General features: G+C 33.6%; 19 protein-coding genes. 17 read left to right on the top strand and 2 right to left on the bottom strand.

The features are described from left to right. The first annotated feature begins 58 nt into the window (after positions 1-58). From COE53_RS06660 to COE53_RS06690, 8 genes are all read left to right on the top strand, one after another. Positions 59-1,243, top strand: a complete 1,185-nt coding sequence (locus COE53_RS06660) for an amidohydrolase (protein WP_098947586.1) — start codon at positions 59-61, stop codon at positions 1,241-1,243. 112 nt (positions 1,244-1,355) lie between these two features. Next, positions 1,356-2,990, top strand: coding sequence for a peptide ABC transporter substrate-binding protein (locus COE53_RS06665; RefSeq protein WP_025568457.1), 1,635 nt, complete (start codon positions 1,356-1,358; stop codon positions 2,988-2,990). Between the two features lie 355 nt (positions 2,991-3,345). After that, entirely contained in the window at positions 3,346-4,020 is a 675-nt protein-coding gene (locus COE53_RS06670) for an ankyrin repeat domain-containing protein (protein ID WP_025568456.1), read from the top strand. Between the two features lie 68 nt (positions 4,021-4,088). Then, positions 4,089-5,060: a DUF4822 domain-containing protein gene (locus COE53_RS06675; RefSeq protein ID WP_098947587.1), complete on the top strand. Its 972-nt coding sequence runs from the start codon at positions 4,089-4,091 to the stop codon at positions 5,058-5,060. Between the two features lie 287 nt (positions 5,061-5,347). Continuing rightward, positions 5,348-5,497 carry a hypothetical protein gene (locus COE53_RS23875; protein WP_175403446.1) on the top strand — a complete coding sequence of 50 codons (150 nt, stop codon included), beginning with the start codon at positions 5,348-5,350 and terminating at the stop codon, positions 5,495-5,497. 155 nt (positions 5,498-5,652) lie between these two features. Next, a complete protein-coding gene (locus COE53_RS06680; protein ID WP_139116335.1) occupies positions 5,653-6,387 on the top strand; it encodes an SIMPL domain-containing protein in 735 nt (244 codons plus the stop codon). Between the two features lie 392 nt (positions 6,388-6,779). Next, the gene (locus tag COE53_RS06685; protein WP_069032532.1) at positions 6,780-7,124 is read left to right on the top strand and encodes a Na-translocating system protein MpsC family protein; all 345 of its coding nucleotides are present in this window, start codon (positions 6,780-6,782) and stop codon (positions 7,122-7,124) included. A 52-nt stretch (positions 7,125-7,176) separates the two neighbouring features. Beyond that, entirely contained in the window at positions 7,177-7,587 is a 411-nt protein-coding gene (locus COE53_RS06690; protein WP_084006757.1) for a phosphate-starvation-inducible protein PsiE, read from the top strand. A 100-nt stretch (positions 7,588-7,687) separates the two neighbouring features. On the opposite strand, the gene COE53_RS06695 is transcribed toward COE53_RS06690, so the two are convergent. Beyond that, a complete protein-coding gene (locus COE53_RS06695; RefSeq protein WP_069032533.1) occupies positions 7,688-8,638 on the bottom strand; it encodes a glycine-rich domain-containing protein in 951 nt (316 codons plus the stop codon). A 354-nt stretch (positions 8,639-8,992) separates the two neighbouring features. Here COE53_RS06695 and COE53_RS06700 point away from each other — a divergent pair, with 354 nt between their 5' ends. The 8 genes from COE53_RS06700 to COE53_RS06735 all read left to right on the top strand — a co-directional run bounded on the left by COE53_RS06700 (position 8,993) and on the right by COE53_RS06735 (position 17,350). Beyond that, a complete protein-coding gene (locus COE53_RS06700; protein ID WP_069032534.1) occupies positions 8,993-9,427 on the top strand; it encodes a VOC family protein in 435 nt (144 codons plus the stop codon). Between the two features lie 244 nt (positions 9,428-9,671). Beyond that, positions 9,672-10,103, top strand: coding sequence for a histidine utilization transcription antiterminator HutP (gene hutP, locus COE53_RS06705; RefSeq protein ID WP_025671549.1), 432 nt, complete (start codon positions 9,672-9,674; stop codon positions 10,101-10,103). Between the two features lie 107 nt (positions 10,104-10,210). After that, entirely contained in the window at positions 10,211-11,719 is a 1,509-nt protein-coding gene (hutH, locus tag COE53_RS06710) for a histidine ammonia-lyase (protein WP_069032535.1), read from the top strand. A gap of 17 nt (positions 11,720-11,736) precedes the next feature. Then, positions 11,737-13,395 (top strand): urocanate hydratase, encoded by a 1,659-nt coding sequence (hutU, locus tag COE53_RS06715; protein WP_069032536.1) that lies wholly within the window; start codon positions 11,737-11,739, stop codon positions 13,393-13,395. 54 nt (positions 13,396-13,449) lie between these two features. Next, positions 13,450-14,673, top strand: coding sequence for an imidazolonepropionase (gene hutI, locus COE53_RS06720; protein ID WP_069032635.1), 1,224 nt, complete (start codon positions 13,450-13,452; stop codon positions 14,671-14,673). After that, complete coding sequence (hutG, locus tag COE53_RS06725; protein WP_069032537.1) at positions 14,654-15,613, top strand: formimidoylglutamase; 960 nt, start codon at positions 14,654-14,656, stop codon at positions 15,611-15,613. The genes hutI and hutG overlap by 20 nt, the downstream gene beginning before the upstream one ends. 666 nt (positions 15,614-16,279) lie before the next feature. After that, positions 16,280-16,849 carry a dihydrofolate reductase family protein gene (locus COE53_RS06730; RefSeq protein ID WP_098947588.1) on the top strand — a complete coding sequence of 190 codons (570 nt, stop codon included), beginning with the start codon at positions 16,280-16,282 and terminating at the stop codon, positions 16,847-16,849. Between the two features lie 57 nt (positions 16,850-16,906). Beyond that, positions 16,907-17,350 carry a hypothetical protein gene (locus COE53_RS06735; protein WP_069032539.1) on the top strand — a complete coding sequence of 148 codons (444 nt, stop codon included), beginning with the start codon at positions 16,907-16,909 and terminating at the stop codon, positions 17,348-17,350. A 172-nt stretch (positions 17,351-17,522) separates the two neighbouring features. On the opposite strand, the gene COE53_RS06740 is transcribed toward COE53_RS06735, so the two are convergent. Then, positions 17,523-18,131, bottom strand: coding sequence for a hypothetical protein (locus COE53_RS06740; protein WP_069032540.1), 609 nt, complete (start codon positions 18,129-18,131; stop codon positions 17,523-17,525). A 192-nt stretch (positions 18,132-18,323) separates the two neighbouring features. Between COE53_RS06740 and COE53_RS06745 the strand changes: the two genes are divergently transcribed. Continuing rightward, the gene (locus COE53_RS06745) at positions 18,324-18,758 is read left to right on the top strand and encodes a hypothetical protein (RefSeq protein WP_069032541.1); all 435 of its coding nucleotides are present in this window, start codon (positions 18,324-18,326) and stop codon (positions 18,756-18,758) included. Positions 18,759-18,852: the final 94 nt, after the last annotated feature.

Consider the following 18,852-nt stretch of genomic DNA (forward strand, 5'->3'; position numbering starts at 1 on the left):
GGGATTAATTGTACGAAAGAGAAATTAACAATTGAATACTAGCAAGGGAGTGGTTTAAGTGAAATCCTTAGAAAATGTAGAATTTAAAGCAGAGATTTCAAAAGAAAAGCTAGTGAAGTGGAGAAGACATCTACACAAATATCCAGAGCTTTCATTTCAAGAGGAAAAAACTTCTCAATTTGTATTTGATACATTGCAATCATTTGGAAATCTGGAGCTCTCACGTCCGACGAAATATAGTGTGATGGCAAGACTAGTTGGTGGAAAGCCAGGTAAAACGCTGGCTATTCGCGCCGATATGGATGCCCTGCCGATTGTTGAAGAAAACAGATTTAAATTCGCCTCAACAGTCCCAGGTGTGATGCATGCTTGCGGCCATGACGGGCATACGGCCATTTTACTTGGAGCGGCTGAAATCTTGGCAAAGCATAAAAATGAGATTAGTGGAGAAATCCGTTTCCTGTTCCAGCACGCCGAGGAACAATATCCGGGTGGAGCGGAGGAAATGGTGCAAGCGGGAGTTATGAATGGAGTAGACTATGTGATTGGCTTGCATCTCATGTCCGGTTTGGAAGTAGGCAAAATCGGTATCGTTTACGGACCTATGATGGCAGCCCCTGATGCATTCCATATTACAATAAAAGGCAAAGGCGGACATGCCGCGCATCCAGAAGATACTGTGGACAGTATTGCAATTGGAGCGCAAATTATAACGAATTTACAGCATATTGTTTCGCGGAAAACCAATGCATTTGCGCAACGGGTTCTGTCTGTTACCCAATTTCACGCAGGAACGGCTGATAATATCATTCCCGAAATTGCTGATATTGTTGGAACCGTCCGTTGCTTTGACGAACAACTGCGATATGATGCTGAGGTGCGAATTGAACAAATTGTAAAAGGAATTTGCGAGGCCCATGGAGCAAGCTATTCCTGCCATTACCGTTATGGGTACAGACCAGTTATTAATCATGATGCTGTCACAAAAGTAGTAGAACAAACAGCAATTGAAGAATATGGCAATGAATCTATTTCGTATATCAAACCATCTATGGGAGGGGAAGACTTTTCTGCTTTTTTACAAAAAACGGACGGTTGCTTTTTTAAAATTGGTTCAGGATCAGTGGATAGTGAAAGTACGCTTCCACACCATCATCCAAGGTTTACAATCGATGAAGAATCCCTTGTTATTGGAGTTAACATGTTTCTGAATGCAGCATGTAATCTTTTAAGTAAGGAATAAAAACTACTAATATTATTTTTCTGTTCGATAAATTGAACATTTAAAGAGGTAATTCGATGAATATACAGAATATTATAACTATTATATATGTTAAATATTGAGGAGGATTTCATTGAATAAACGATCTAAACGTTTAACCGCTTTACTACTAATCATGGGCATTACACTTCCAGGATGTGCCCCCCAAAAAGAAAAGGCATCAACAGCTGCGGGCTTGGGAAAACAACACACAAAACAAGTGCTGCGTTTAGTTGAAACATCTGAGCTTTCTTCAATGGACTCATCCCTTGTAGAAGACTCTACAACACTCAGTGTACTAAATAATGTTATGGAGGGGCTATACAGACAAGGAAAAGATAGCCAGCCAGTACCTGGAATTGCAAAATCCTATACAGTGAGTAAAGATAGAAAGACTTATCTTTTTAAACTGCGTGATGCAAAATGGTCTAATGGGGATCCAGTGACGGCACATGATTTTGAATATGCTTGGAAACGCACTTTGGATCCGACAACAGCTTCAGAATATGCCTACATAATGTATGATGTTAAAAACGCAAAGAAGATAAATGAAAAGCAACTACCTGTTGATCAATTGGGAATAAAGGCTATCGATGATCATACGTTAGAAGTACAGCTCGATAATCCAGTGCCGTATTTTCTAAGCTTGACCACACTTGCCCCTTTCATGCCTATTAATGAAAAGGTTGTAAAGGAGCAGGGCAAGAAATATGGTTTGGAAGCGAACACAGTTGTTTATGACGGTCCGTTTAAAATGAGTGAATGGAAGCACGAACAAAGCTTTAAGCTTGAGAAAAACACGGAATATTGGGATAAAAAGAAAGTAAAGCTGGATGAAATCAAGTTTAATATTGCGAAGGATAACTCCACAGCTATTAATCTATATGAGACGGGAGCAATTGATAGGGTCAGTCTTACAGCCGAATATGTGGACAAGTATAAAGACGATAAAGAATTTAAAACAGCACAAGAAGGAAGGCTTATTTACTTAAAGCTAAATAACCAAAATCCTATTTTAAAAAATGTGAATGCGCGTAAAGCGATCGATATGGGCTACGACAAAAAAGGGATTACGGACGTACTCTTAAATAATGGGTCTACACCAGCTTACTATTTTGTAGCCAGACATTTGGCGTATGGTCCGGATGGAAAGGATTTCAACGATACTACAGGGGACTTCAATAAAACAAATATTGCGATGGCAAAGGAATATTGGGAAAAAGCCAAGCAGGAGCTTGGAAAACAAAGTGTAGCTTTAGAGTTTCTAATTGCAGAGGACGATAATAATAAGAAAATTTCCCAGTATATGAAATATGAACTTGAAAAAAATCTACCTGGTTTAACAGTGAACATCAAAATGCAGCCTGCACAGACTAAATTTGCGATGGAAGATAAGCTCCAGTACGATATTTCTCTTGCAGGATGGGGACCGGATTATCCTGATCCGATGACATTCTTGGATAAATGGGTGACGAACAATAACATAGCGTACTCGAATCCAAAGTATGATGAATTGATCACAAAAGCAAAAACGACACTCCTACAAGATCCGAAAGAACGATGGAAGGCTTTAGCAGATGCTGAAGAGCAATTGCTTGGAAAGGATGCAGCTATTTCACCTATGTATCAGAATGGCGTGGCTTATTTAGAGAAATCGTATGTGAAAAATGTTTACAATCATCCGTATGGGGTGAAAAACTCCTACAAATGGGCGTACATAAAAAAATAAAATGCTTATAGTTTATTTTGAGATAAACTATATGAAATACGAAAAATAAAGTGATTAATTATCACAAATTTCATTTGAAGGAACTTACAAAACAATAGAAAATAGCTAATACTTATGACTGTCTAATTAGGCAGTCTTTTTTTAGTTCAAAAAACATGGCCAATTTATAAAGAAATATTATTAAAAATTTTATACTTTTTTAATAATTTGTTTAGAAGGAGTTTTCATTTAAGGATTAACATAGATTTCATACCAACAATGGTCTAACTTATTAGAAAGATTGGAGGGAAATTTCCCAGGAATAAAGTGATATTTTCATAGTGATTAGTAATGGAAAAGGAGGACGTTATATTTTATGTGGAAGTTACTTGCAGTAATAACCAGCTGCATACTTTTGCTAAATGGATGTGCCTCATTTGCTAAGGGGGAAGAAAAAGTGAACGAACAATTATTTCAAGCAGCTAAACGAGGAGAAACTGATATCGTTAAAAAGTTGATTGAGAATGGTGCAAATATTAATGCACAGAATTCTAATGGACAAACTGCCACGATGATTGCAACTTATCAAAATGATTTCAAAACTGCAAAAGTACTGATTGATGCAGGCGCAGATGTCAATATTCGAGATCACATGAAAAACAATCCTTTTTTATATGCTGGTGCTGAAGGCTTTATTGATATTCTAAAGCTTACAATAAAAGCTGGTGCTGATCCAGCCATTACGAACCGGTATGGTGGAACAGCATTGATTCCCGCCTCAGAACATGGATATGTAGATGTGGTCAATGAACTTCTTACGAATACCGAGATTGATATTAATCATGTTAATAATTTAGGATGGACGGCCCTTTTAGAAGCAATTATTTTGAACGATGGAAGTGAAAAACAACAGCAAACAGTACAATTACTTATTGAGAATGGAGCAGATGTTAATTTGTCTGATCGTGAAAATGTTAGCCCCATACAGCATGCGCGTGAAAGAGGTTTTAAAGAAATCGAAGAGATTTTGCAAGTAACAGGTGCTAAATAAGGTAAGTTTTTGAATAAATGGAGAACATATATAAAACGATAAAATGAACATTGAGGAGACAATTAAAATTGAATAATAAAACAAAAACAATTTCATCTATATTACTCGGATTAACATTAGTAGTAACAGGTTGCAATACAGCTGCTGACGCACAAGTAGAGCAAGGTAAACAAAAGCAAGAAAGAGTATACAAAGCTCCCAAAAAAGTAAAGAACAAATTAACAAAAGGCCAGGTCATGGCTAATATTTTAAGTAGCACAAACTGGCAAGGTACAAGAGTGTATGATAAAAATCATCATGATTTAACAAAAGAGAACGCAAATTTTATTGGACTTGCTAAATATGATGCAAAATCGGGCAGATACGAATTTTTTGATGCAAAAACGGGTCAAACTCGTGGGGATAAAGGTACATTCTTTATTACAAATGATGGTAAAAAACGAATTTTAATTTCTGAATCAATGAATTACCAAGCTGTAGTCGATATGACAAAACTAAATAAAAACGTATTTACTTATAAAAGAATGGGGAAAGATGCAAACGGGAATGATGTAGAAGTATATGTTGAACATGTTCCTTATAAAGAAAAACAGCTTTCTTTTACAGATCCTGATAAAAAATTAGATTCTAAAACAGGCGAGATTGTAAAAAACGTTGATGGTGATAAAATTTTAGGTAGAACACTTTGGAATGGTACAAAAGTTCTAGATGAACAAGGGAATGATGTAACGAAATATAATACGAATTTTATTAGCCTTGCAAAATTTGATGGATACACTAATAAATATGAGTTTTTCAATCTTGAAACAGGTAAAAGCCGTGGTGACTATGGATATTTCGATATTGCCCACGAAAATAAAATTAGAGCACATGTTTCAATTGGAGCAAATAAGTATGGTGCTGTTCTTGAATTGACTGAGCTTAATAAAAATAAATTTACTTACAAAAGAACAGGCAAAGACAAAGATGGTAAGGATATAACAGTATTTGTTGAGCATGAACCTTATAAAGGTGATTTTAAACCGATGTTTAGTTTCTAATAAACTTAAAAAGGGATGGAGAAATCCATTCCTTTTTTTATGTATAAATAATTTTCAATAAAAATGTTAAATTTCCCCCAATACAATTAATATTTAAATTACTGGATTTAGAAGGTATTCCAACCTGTAATTAACAAATAATTGGTATTTTTAACATTCTTTTTAAGATGAAATTGTTAAAATTCCCCCAATAGTATTGAAAGGTATTATCTTGTTTAATTAAAATGTGGATTGATTTTCACATAATTAAGACGCTTCCAATCTATCATTTAAAAAGGGGAATTCAAATGGAAAACAATTCTACATATTACAATGGCAGTGTACCAGAATATGAAGTACCAATAGAGATTGGGAAACAAAAAGACGATGAAGATATCTTGGTTGAAGATGAATCAATAATAAATGATGAGAAAGCATCAACGTTTATTATTGAGTAAATTTAAATTGCAAAAGCTTGTAGACAGTGGGATTTTCCCGTTGTTTACAAGCTTTTTTGATTAGATCCTCATAACAATAAGTCGAACTAATCACAGAAAAAGCCTTCCATACATAAAATAAATGGGCACAAATACAATATTTCATCTAAAAGGATGTGAGGAAGATTTATCCATTAAATCATTATAACTTAGCAGGCATGCGATATGATTATTCAACCCCTCAATATCAAAGTGCTATCCGATCAGGCAATTTGAATACTAATTATACGATTAAAGCAACAGGAAAAGGTGAAGTATCAGTAAAGCCCGACCAGTCGTTTGTACTATTAGGATCAGTAGTAGAAAATATGAAAGTACAAACGGCTCAAACAGAGAATGCAATCATTTCGAATAAAATAATAGAAGCATTAAAAGGAATAGGGATTAAACAAGACGAAATTGAAACGAATTCATATACAATTGATCGAATCGTTGATTACCAAGATTCACAGCAAATTTTTAAGGGGTATCGGGTGAGTCATATGTTCAAAGTAATCGTGAAGGATCTTGCAAATGTTGGGAAAGTGATTGACGTTGCAGTTGAAAATGGAGCAAATGAAGTTCGAAATCTTACATTCGAAGTATCAAATCCCGAACCATATTATGGAGAAGCACTACAAAAGGCCACTTTAAATGCAAAAATGAATGCAGAAAACATCGCGAAATCCCTAGGGTTATCGATTAATAACATACCGATTTGGTTGGCTGAAGAAGGAATTCAAGTTGTACGTCCGATGTCTTCATTAACAATGACTGCAGCAGCATTCAGCGGTCCAACTACGCCAATTCAAGAGGGTCAAATTAAAATAACTGCTTCAGTGCAGGCAATGTTTAATTATGTAAGTTATTAAATGGTTAAAATTCGAATTAGACAGAAATATATAAATATAACATTATAATTGTTAATTTAAACAGATAGAGATATAATAAATCCGGATGATATGGAAACATGATAATGTATTTGTTATGGATCTATTAAATTCATTTAACTTAAATTGGATTGGTATATTAGTAAATTTTTTTGCTAATTAACTATTCCACCAAGAAGACAGTAAGCCTATGAATCGGCTAATTGTCATCCTGGTGGAATTTTTTTTTTGAAAAAAGTGGGAAGTGAAGTGATTTTGAGAAATGTAATAGAAACTAAGATGATATTCCTCGTCTTTAGTAAATAGGTTAAAGAATTCTGTGTAAAGATAAGCTATAACATTTTAAAAAAAATGGAAATTGAGGCGAATAAGTAATGTCAAAAAAAATACATGAATTTAATGATCTGATGAGAAAACTTCGGAAAGATTTGTTTGGAAAAGGTCCAGAGCGGATTCATACGGTGTTTGTTGAAAACATGGCCATTTCAACATTATATGGTAATTTGACTCCAACTGAAAAATTTATTTCTGGAACAATGAACGGGGCAGAAATGGTTCATACTGCACGAACAAAAATGATTCAAGATTTATATTTAAATAACCCACCAAAAGGTTTAGAAGAACTTGTTGGCGCAAAATTAGTCCATCTATTTTCAGATATGAAAGTTGAAGAAAATATAGGGATTTCGGTTTTTGTGTTCGATCGAAATATTATATAGAAGAAGCAAAAATGATAAGTGTTTTTCATAAATAAAAAACTGGGGGAGACAAATGATTGGAATGAGTTGGTTTAAAAATCGTAAATTGTTGATCAAGCTTTATCAAACCTTATTAAATATATCATTATTATTACTGAGCCTAATTCTTGCTTACTTCCTTTTCAGAGAACTTTATTATATTTTTAATGATATTTTATTGGAAAATAAAAATGTTCATCAGATTTTTGGAAAAGTTTTAATATTTTTCTTATATTTTGGATTTATATCAATTATTGTTCAATATTTCAAAGAAAATTATCATTTTCCTATACGCTATCTTCTATATATAGGGATTACAGCTACAATTCGTTTTATTATTGTAAATAATGGAGAATCGTCACATAATTTTTGGTTAGCAATCATTATTCTAGTGCTAACAATTAGTTATATCATTTTACCTTTTGGGGAAACGAAAAATGGTTGAATTAATCATAGGAGAAGTCAAATTTTCTAAAGTTAAGACAATTTAACCCAACCTAAAGGTTGAGTTAATGTAATTATACATGAATGACAATATTCATAGATCAACTTGAACAACCTGAACTTGAGCAACTCGAACTAGAACACGAAGAATGAGAACTACTAGAACATGAAGAATGTGATGAACTTGAGCATGAAGAGTGCGTGTTATGATGTTGACTATCACTATTGTTTGAACCATCATTTGTACTTTCATTTAAAGCAAAAAAAGTATTTGTAGCTAAAAATGCAGAATTAATATGACCATCATCTGATTTTTTGCTAGTAGATGAACGATTAGTCGAGCTTGGGAACGATTTTTGTGATAGGTGTTTAGTTCTTGCTTCTTCATTTTCTTTTTCTACTAAATTTTTTTGAATTCTAGCAAACTCGTTTAAAAAATTATTTTTAGTTTGTGAGTTTAAATGTGAAACGAAACTTTTTGTTTGAATTGTTTTGCTCGATAAATATTCTTGAACTTTAGTATTTTTATAATTAACAAATAAATTTCCTAACATATAGGTATTTACAGATGTCGTTTCAAACAAAGTATTATATAACAAATTGAAAACAGCCCTAGCATCGCTTCGATCGGTTATCGTTACATCATCCTTATGAACATTTGGTTCATGGTGTATCATTTCACCACAAAAAGTCTTGCAAAAATTAGGATAACTTTTCGTAAATAAAATCATTTCGTGCCAGATTTTATCAACTTCTTGACTATACATTTGAATGTTTTCAAAAATTGCTGCCATTAAGAAAAAGCGCTTTAATTCCCTTTCAATAAAGGAATACTTTTCGCTGCTCCAACCTTCTTTTTCAATAACTCTTTCTTTAACATTAGCTAGGAAATCCATTTTCCATGCGTTTTCTAGTCTAGAAACTAATGTTAAATCAGCGAAGTTAGAATTTACCTTTAAGTCGTTTATATTAAACTGAATAGAAAGATCTTTATAGTATGCATTATCATTTTTTAAATTCTTTTTAAAAAATCTTCCAAAAAATTTTTTCATATAAACCTCCTTTTATTTATTTTTAATCTAATTATATAATTAAAAAATTAACAAAAGAAGAAAATTGTTAAGATTAGGAAATTATTGAATTGTGAACTAACAAACCTTGCATAAAAACTGTTTATGGAAGAAAGTCCAAAGGTTGATCGTTAAATCTAGTTTTTTCATTCTTTATTAACGTCGGTTTTATTTCAATTAACTGCAAAGTTTTTTGATATGTAAAAATATGGTACAATCTATATCTATTCACAATTTTTTTAGGGCTAAATCTTTAGTTGAAATAGATATTTCGAACTGGTTTGTTTAAAGTTCTATAATTAGGTAATTTAAATTTGTTTGGAGGGTTTTATAGAGATGACACAAGAGCCTGTAATACCGGTTGTATCAGGGCAAAGAATTACTCCATTTCTAACGTTTAGCGGCAATGCGGAGGAAGCGATGAATTATTATGTTCGTACTTTTCCGAATTCAAAACTCGTTTCTCTTCGAAGATTTACGAAAGATGACCGAGGTGTAGAAGGGAAAATTATGAATGGTATCATTGAAATTTTAGGACAGTCTTTTATGGTTTTGGATATGGAAAAAGAACATTGTCCTGAATTTACTTGGGCTGTTTCCTTTTATTTAGAATGCAAAGATGATGCGGAGTTTGATTTAATTTTTGGTGGCTTGAAGAGTGATGGGAAAGTACTAATGGGGCCAGTAGAAATGAATGATTTTAGTAAGGTTACATGGGTGACTGATTGTTTTGGTGTTACTTGGCAGCTAGTGTTAAGAAAAAAATCTTAACAAACGGCGAATGATCCCTTTTTTGTTATTCAACCAAGTTATTTTTATTATGACAAGTAGACAAATAGACAAGTTTTCTTAAATAATAAATCATTGGTAAATAATTTGAATATTTACATAAGTTTCAATAAAAAAATATTTTTTAAAAATAATAATCTGAATATATTGAAGTTTACTAATTGTTGGCATATAATGTAATCAGATACTAGTTTATTAGAGAAAGTAATTAAGAGGTATTAGCGATATGGCAGAGCAAAGTCAACGAATTGGTCGAACAGCTATGATGCTTGCTTTGACCGATCAAGAAGAAGAATTAATGAAAAATGAAAACGTTGTATGGTGTGTAGGTAAGGTCGGTACAATGGATGCTCAAAAGGTCGTTGCCGCGATTGAAACCGCTGCCAAACAAAATGGTGTAATTAATGGAGCTCTATATAGAGAAGTTCATTCATTATATCATGCAACACTTGAAGCAATTCAAGGCGTAACAAGAGGTCATGTTCAATTAGGTGATGTTCTTAGAACAGTAGGACTTAGATTTGCTGTTGTTAGAGGAAAGCCTTATAAAAACGTGAACGAGGGTGACTGGATAGCAGTTGCACTATACGGTACGATTGGTGCTCCAATTAAAGGATCGGAGCATGAATCAGCAGGACTCGGCATTAATCACATATAATCGCCCATAGTTTATTAGATGATAGGGGGCTATGATTCGTAAGTTACTATTTACGTCTCATAGCCTCTTTCTGTGTTTTTTTTGACAAAATTCGGAGGTGTTTTTTAATGGTAACTTTAACTGGTAATAGCTTAACAATGGAACAAATGAAAAGTATTTTATTCGATAAGGCATATGTAAAAGCAGGAGAAGAGAGCTTAGTTGCGGTAAAAGCTTGTAGAGAAAAGGTAGAAGAAATCGTAAATAATGGCAAAGTCGTATATGGTATCACAACAGGTTTCGGAAAATTTAGTGATGTATTAATTGAAAAAGAAAATGTTTCAACACTTCAATATAACTTAATCGCTTCTCATGCATGTGGTGTTGGTGAACCGTTCCCTGAATTAGTTTCAAGAGCGATGTTAGTACTTCGTGCAAATACAATGTTAAAAGGTCACTCTGGCGTGCGTTTAGTAGTAGTTGAAAAATTACTTTCATTAATTAATGCTCAAATTCACCCAGTGATCCCATCTCAAGGATCATTAGGTGCTAGCGGAGACTTAGCTCCTTTATCTCACTTAGCTTTAGTTTTACTTGGTGAAGGTGAAGTTTTCTATAAAGGAAAACGTATGGAAACAGCAGAAGCTTTAGCAAAAGAAGGAATTTTACCAATTACGCTAGAAGCTAAAGAAGGTTTAGCTTTAATTAATGGTACGCAAGCAATGACAGCAATGGGCATTCTTACTTACCTTGAAGGTGAAGAATTAGCTTATCAAAGTGAATTAATTTCTTCTATTACATTTGAAGCATTAAATGGTATTACAGATGTTTTTGATGAAAGAATTCATATTGCTCGTGGATATAAAGAACAAATTGAAGTAGCAGAACGTTACCGCAATATTTTAGCAACAAGCCAATTAACGACTAGACAAGGTGAAATCCGAGTTCAAGACGCTTATACATTAAGATGTATCCCTCAAGTTCACGGAGCAAGTTGGCAAGTTCTGAACTATGCAAAAGAGAAATTAGAAATCGAAATGAATGCTGCGACTGATAATCCATTATTATTCGGTGATGATGTATTCTCTGGTGGGAATTTCCATGGTCAACCAATCGCATTTGCAATGGACTTCTTTAAATTAGGTGTTGCTGAGTTAGCGAATATTTCTGAAAGACGTATTGAGCGTTTAGTTAACCCACAATTAAATGATTTACCACCATTTTTAAGTCCAGAACCAGGATTACAATCTGGTGCAATGATTATGCAATACGTGGCTGCTGCTTTAGTTTCTGAAAATAAAACTTTAGCACATCCAGCAAGTGTTGACTCAATTCCTTCTTCAGCTAACCAAGAAGATCATGTAAGTATGGGTACAATCGGTGCACGTCATGCTTACCAAATTCTACAAAACGCTAGAAGAGTTTTAGCAATCGAATGTATTTGTGCAATGCAAGGTGTTGAATATAAAGGAATTGACAAAATGTCTGAGACAACTAGAAAGTTTATGGAAGATGCTCGTAAAACAGTTCCATCAATTACTAGAGATCGCGTATTCTCAAAAGACATTGAAAAATTAACAACTTATTTAAAAGAAAATTTCTTAGCACGAAACTATACAAAACAAACACAAATATAAGAAGAGGTGGAATTAAAATGGAAATCACAAAAGGATCTTTAAAAGCGCCAAAAGGTACTGAATTAAACACTAAAGGTTGGATTCAAGAAGCAGCACTTCGTATGTTATTAAACAACTTAGACGAAGAAGTAGCAGAAAGACCAGAAGATTTAGTCGTATATGGTGGAATCGGTAAAGCTGCAAGAAACTGGGAAAGCTTTGATGCAATTATTGAATCACTAAAGAAATTAGAGAGCGATGAAACTTTATTAGTTCAATCAGGTAAACCAGTTGCAGTTTTTAAATCACACGAAGATGCACCACGAGTATTATTAGCAAACTCTAACTTAGTTCCTAAATGGGCAACTTGGGAACACTTCCGTGAATTAGATGAAAAAGGCTTAATGATGTACGGTCAAATGACTGCTGGTAGCTGGATTTACATCGGTACTCAAGGGATTTTACAAGGTACTTATGAAACTTTTGGAGAAGCTGCTAAACAACATTTCGGTGGAAGCTTAAAAGGTACAATTACAATTACTGCAGGTCTTGGCGGTATGGGTGGAGCTCAACCGCTAGCTGTAACGATGAATGGTGGAGTTGTAATCGGTATCGATGTAGATGAAACAAGAATTCAACGTCGTATCGACACTAGATATTGTGACGTATTAACTCACGATTTAGAGGAAGCATTACAACTTGCTACTGAAGCTAAAAACGAAGGAAGAGCTTTAGCAATCGGCTTAGTAGGCAATGCAGCTGAAATTTTACCTCAATTAGTTGAACGTAATTTTGTACCTGATTTAATTACTGATCAAACTTCAGCACATGATCCATTAAATGGTTATTTACCAATCGGAATGACAATGGAAGAAGGAAAGAAACTTCGTGTCCAAAATCCAGATGAAGTCATTAAACGTGCAAAACATAGTATGGCAGTTCATGTTGAAGCAATTTTAGCAATGCAACAACGTGGTGCAATCGCATTTGATTACGGTAATAATATTCGTCAAGTTGCGTTAGATGAAGGCGTTAAAAATGCATTTGATTTCCCTGGTTTCGTACCTGCATTTATTCGTCCATTATTCTGTGAAGGGAAAGGTCCTTTCCGTTGGGTAGCACTTTCTGGTGATCCAGAAGATATTTACAAAACAGACGAAGTAATTTTACGTGAATTTGCTGATAACGAGCATTTATGTAATTGGATTCGTATGGCTCGTGAAAAGGTTGCATTCCAAGGTTTACCATCACGTATTTGCTGGTTAGGCTACGGTGAGCGTGCTAAATTCGGTAAAATCATTAACGAAATGGTTAAAAATGGCGAATTAAAAGCTCCAATCGTAATCGGTCGTGACCACTTAGATTGTGGATCAGTAGCATCTCCAAATCGTGAAACAGAAAGCATGAAAGATGGTAGTGATGCAGTTGCTGACTGGCCAATCCTAAATGCACTTATTAATGGTGTAAACGGCGCAAGCTGGGTAAGTGTACACCACGGTGGTGGAGTAGGTATGGGTTACTCTTTACATGCTGGTATGGTAATCGTTGCTGACGGTACTGATGCAGCTGCAAAACGTATCGAAAGAGTATTAACTTCAGATCCAGGAATGGGTGTAGTTCGTCACGTTGATGCAGGTTATGATTTAGCTGTTGAAACTGCGAAAGCAAAAGGCGTAAACATCCCAATGATGAAGTAGGTGTTTGAATTGAAAGCAGATATTCTATTAACAAATATTGGTCAATTATTAACTATGGATCATGGTGATGGTCCAATTCATGGAAAAGACATGAGTAATCTACCTGTTCTAGAAAATGCGGAAATCGCATGGAAAGATGGGCAAATTATTTATATCGGACAAATGAACGAACAAAAAATTGATGCAAAAGAAGTAATTGATTGCCAGGGAAAACTAGTCACGCCAGGATTAGTTGACCCTCATACTCACGTGGTCTTTGGAGGATCACGTGAGCATGAAGTTAGTTTGAAATTACAAGGTGCTTCATATTTAGAAATATTAGAAATGGGTGGCGGAATCCATTCTACTGTAAGTCAAACTAAATTAGCATCTCATGACGATTTGAAAAAGAAAACGATTCATCACTTAAACAGAATGCTTTCATTTGGTGTAACAACAGTTGAAGCAAAAAGTGGTTATGGACTTGATGAAGAAACTGAATTAAAACAACTCCGAGTTGCTAAGGAATTACAAGCGGAGCATGATATTGATTTAGTTTCAACTTTCTTAGGTGCGCATGCAGTACCAAAGGAGTATAAAGGAAATGAAGAAGCTTTCTTAGAAAAAATGCTTTCTTTATTAGATGTTATTAAAGAAGAAGAACTTGCTGAATTTGTAGATGTATTCGCTGAAACAGGTGTATTTTCAGTTGAACAATCAAGAGAATTTTTATTAAAAGCAAAAGAACAAGGCTTTAATGTTAAAATTCATGCCGATGAAATAGATCCTCTAGGTGGCACTGAAATGGCAGCTGAAATTGGTGCTATTTCTGCTGATCATCTATGTGGAGCTTCTGAACAAGGCGTTGAAATGCTTGGTAAGAGCAATACAATCGGTGTCATTTTACCGGGAACTACTTTCTATTTAAATAAACCTGAATTTGCACCTGCAAGAGCGATGATTGAACATAACGTAGCAGTTTCATTAGCAACTGATTTCAATCCAGGAAGCTGCCCAACTGAAAATTTACAATTAATCATGACAATCGCAATGCTTAAATTAAAAATGACGCCTGAAGAAATTTGGAATGCCGTTACGATTAACTCATCATACGCGATTAATCGTGGGGACCAAGCTGGTAAACTTAAAATTGGTCGTAGGGCAGATGTCGTTATTTGGAATGTACCAAACTATACTTATGTACCTTACCATTTTGGTGTAAATCATGTAGAATCAGTATTTAAGAATGGTAAATTAGTAGTAAGTAGGGGTGAACACGATGTCGCTATCACATCTTAAAAAAGCAGGAGATGCCATTTTCATTGATTCAAAAGTCACAAAAGCCAACGAAATCATCTCTGCATGGAATGGAACAGAAGCATCAAATTTCTCAATAATTGGTGTACCATTATCTAAAACATCAATTAGTCATTCAGGCGCAAGCTTTGCACCTGCTTCAATTCGAAAAATGTTAAGTAGCTACAGTACTTATCATATTGAAGACCAAATTGATTTAAAAGATTACAAAGTTACTGATTTTGGCGATATTACGATGCATGTGACTGATTTTGAAGAGTCTAGAAATCGTATTAGATCGACAATCTCTGAATTGCTAGGTCAATATAAAGAAACGATGCCAATCATTTTAGGTGGGGATCACGGAATTAGTTTTCCAAGCATTTCAGCTTTTGCACAAGAACGAGGAACAGTAGGCGTAATCCAATTTGATGCTCATCATGACCTAAGAAACACTGAAGATGGTGGACGTTCAAACGGTACACCTTTCCGTAGCTTAATTGATGAAGGCATTCTAAAAGGTGAACACTTAGTTCAAATTGGAATTAGAAATTTTTCAAATAGTGCTCCATACACTGAATTCGGTGTTAATAACGGAGTAACAATCTATTCAATGCGCGATGTTCGTGAATTAGGAATCTCAAAAATTATTAAAGAGAGTATCAACCATTTAGTAGACAAAGTAGATGCAATTTACATTAGCCTTGATATGGATGTACTAGACCAAGCATTTGCTCCTGGTTGCCCAGCGATTGGGCCTGGAGGAATGGACAGTCAAACGCTATTAGATGGCATCTGTTATCTAGCATCACACCCAAAAGTTTGTGGAATGGATATTGTTGAACTTGACCCAACAATTGACTTCCGTGACATGACAAGCAGAATCGCAGCACATGTTATCTTAAACTTTCTTGTTGAGAAGGTTAAGCTATTAAATAAGTAAAATGTAAAACTCGTAAACTTAGTTGTTTGCGAGTTTTTTTGCTTTTTATGGGGAGGGGTGTGAATAAAGGTAGGGCTGCAAATATACCTCGAAGTGTAAATAAAAGATGGGTGACTGCAAATAAGGGATAAGTGACTGTAAATAAAATTTGTAACAGTGCAAATAAGAGATGTGAGACTACAAATAAGAAGGGATAAGTGACTGCAAATAAAATTTGTAACAGTGCAAATAAGAGCCCTCGGGCTGCAAATAAAGGTCGAAGTGCAAATAAAAGATGTGAGACTACAAATAAGGGATAAGTGACTGCAAATAAAATTTGTAACAGTGCAAATAAGAGCCCTCGAGCTGCAAATAATGGTGAGGTGCAAATAAAAATAAAGAAATTGCAATTAAAATAGGAAAAAGTACAATTAAAAATAACAAAACTACAATTAAAATTGTGATAGCTGCAAATAAAAATTTCAAGAATACAAATAAAATTAATCAAAGTGCAAATAAACCTAGAATTCACGTTCTAAAATAGTAAAATCACGATGTTTTTAGTTCTTTTAAACCATTAAATACATATTTGATAGCACCAAGCCAGCTTGTTATAATTAAAATAAGAACAAATATTCGATTTCGTTATAAGTGTGAGCTACAAGAACGAAAGAAGGAGGAACAATTTTGTCAAATAACATAAAACAGAGAAAAATAATTTTAGATCTAGCTGTTACTTTAGATGGTTTTATAGAAGGGAAAAACGGAGAAGTTGATTGGTGCATAATGGATCCCGAAATGGAATTCACAAATTTCTTAAATCAAATTGATACGATTTTATATGGTCGAAAAAGCTATGATTTGTGGGGGAATTATATTCCCAATATAGATGACGCTGAATCTGATAAAGAAATGTGGGATTTAGTACATAGTAAGAAAAAATATGTGTTTTCCAGAACTCAAACAAAAGATGAAAATAATGCAACATTTATAAATGAAAATATAATTGAAGAAGTAAAAAAATTGAAGGGAAATCCCGGCAAAGAAATCTGGTTGTATGGAGGATCAAGCCTTATTACATCATTTATAAATTTAGGTCTAGTAGATGAATTTAGATTATCAATTCATCCCGTAATATTGGGTGAAGGAAAGCCTTTGTTTGTTGACATTAAACAGAGAAAGAATTTAATCATGGTGAATACAAGAACGTTTTCTTCAGGAGTTGTGCAGGTGACTTATCATTTGGATGAAGAATGACCTTGTTTAAAAGCAACATTTATATTTGGCTATATGTAATTAAATAAGGGGGTAATAATGATACTTCTTAATGGTATTACTGGATTCTATGAAAAACAAAATGAACCTCCTAAAACTGATGGTAAACAATTTAAAAGATTGTGTTTCAGTATTATAAACCAAAATAAAGGAACTATTTTGAACTTTCAAGAACCACAGATAGCTTCAAATTTTTATTCAATGGAAGTGAAAATTTCCAATAAACATTTTTCCATACTTTTGAATGCTCATTATCCATTTTTAGCCTTTGCTTCAGCTGTTAATTTTGGAGAAATTAATTTTATAGAAGTTCCTCATCTAAAAGAAGAGTTTAGCCCATTTTATATAGTACTGAGTACAAAGGTACTAAATGAACCACTCTTATTAAAAAGTGAGAATGAATTGAATAAAGCAGAATTAAATCAAATAGCATACTGGAAACCTGAAAGAATAGGTGAAGTCTTATTTAATCATTGGGACTAATTTTAAAATAGGCTCTGTTAAATTAAAATGTTGTTTTTTGAATTTAAAAAAAGGTTGTCTAATAAGACAACCTTTAAACGCTTATGTAATTCTAAATCTGTTAGTTCGAAAACGTAGTAACAAGAACAGCTAATTTTAGCCCGTCTTTTCTTTGCTTATTGTAACACTTTGCCTATTTAATAAAATCAGCTCTAAGTAAGTAGACAACATCATAGTCTCTTATTTCATCGATATGTTTATTAACATCTCTATAAAAATCATCAGTAAGCGAATCCATACGACTTCCATCTTTTTTATAACAAATGCTAGCTAAAACTATATTATGTTGAATAGGGTTGTTTTCTGTTTGGTTACTTCCTGAAATACTCGTAACACCTTCTAATCCATCTTTAAAAATCGTTTCCACCTGATTACTTGCACTTGTTGAACCATCACTATTAATACTTATATTAAACAAAGATTGATTTTGATTAGTTGGTGTTTTAGAAGTAGTAAAAATAATTGTGCCGTCCTCTTTAATCCCAGAAGTAATATGATTGATCTTATCTCCAACTAATTTACCAAATTCATATTTTTCAATCCAAACAGATAATTCCTTGTAATTACTTGCAACATTGAAGTCATAAACAAAAGATTTATCCGAGGTTGTTGAAAGTATTGCGTTTTCTCTTTTTGTCAACTTAACTTCAGAAATAGTATTGTTTGATTTTTGGATTTTAGTACAAGCACTCAAAGAACAAAATAACATAATTAGTATTGTTGTGAATATAATCTTTCTCATTTATACCTCCAAACCTTAATATTTTAAATTATAACCCAAATATTGGTAAAATTGTTACAAAACTTTATTCAATTAACTTGGTATTTAGTTGAATAAGAAAATAAATTTAATCTATAGAGCCGTAAAATATACTATATTACAATGTTCTTATTCAGCTAAAGCAAATAGCGGAGAAGATAAGGTGGATTAATCATGAACTCATGGAAATATCAAACAACAAACGATTACTTTGATTACTTAGACTTTCACGATTGTATCGTTGAAGAAATAAAAATAGAAAATAATATTGTTACTATATATTTTGAGTTTATTTACATCTCTAATGATCATCCTCTAAATCCTTATAAAGTAGCAAAATCAACAGATAAATGTAAACTGACTTTTTACAATGTAAAAATAAGTAAAGCAATTATCTATTTAGATGATGAACAGGAAAAAGAAGTTCAACTGATCGATTTAGATGGAATGGAATTATTAGAGGTTAAGCAGCGACTTGTTGAAAAAGATTTCATTTATGAAATTTTTGGTACTGACTGGAAAACACATAATTTTTGTAGCATTAAACTTAAAGCGAAAAGTTTTAAAGTTGAGTGGAATGAATTCACTGGAGATGCATGGTATGAATGACTGATTTTTTAGTATACCGGTCTCTTACAATGAGGTGAAAAGCTATGAGTAATGAAGTCAAAGAAGAATGTAAAAAAGATCTCGAGGGTCTTCA

Source organism: Bacillus sp. AFS029533 (assembly GCF_002585125.1).
GTDB classification, from domain to species: domain Bacteria; phylum Bacillota; class Bacilli; order Bacillales; family Bacillaceae_G; genus Gottfriedia; species Gottfriedia luciferensis_B.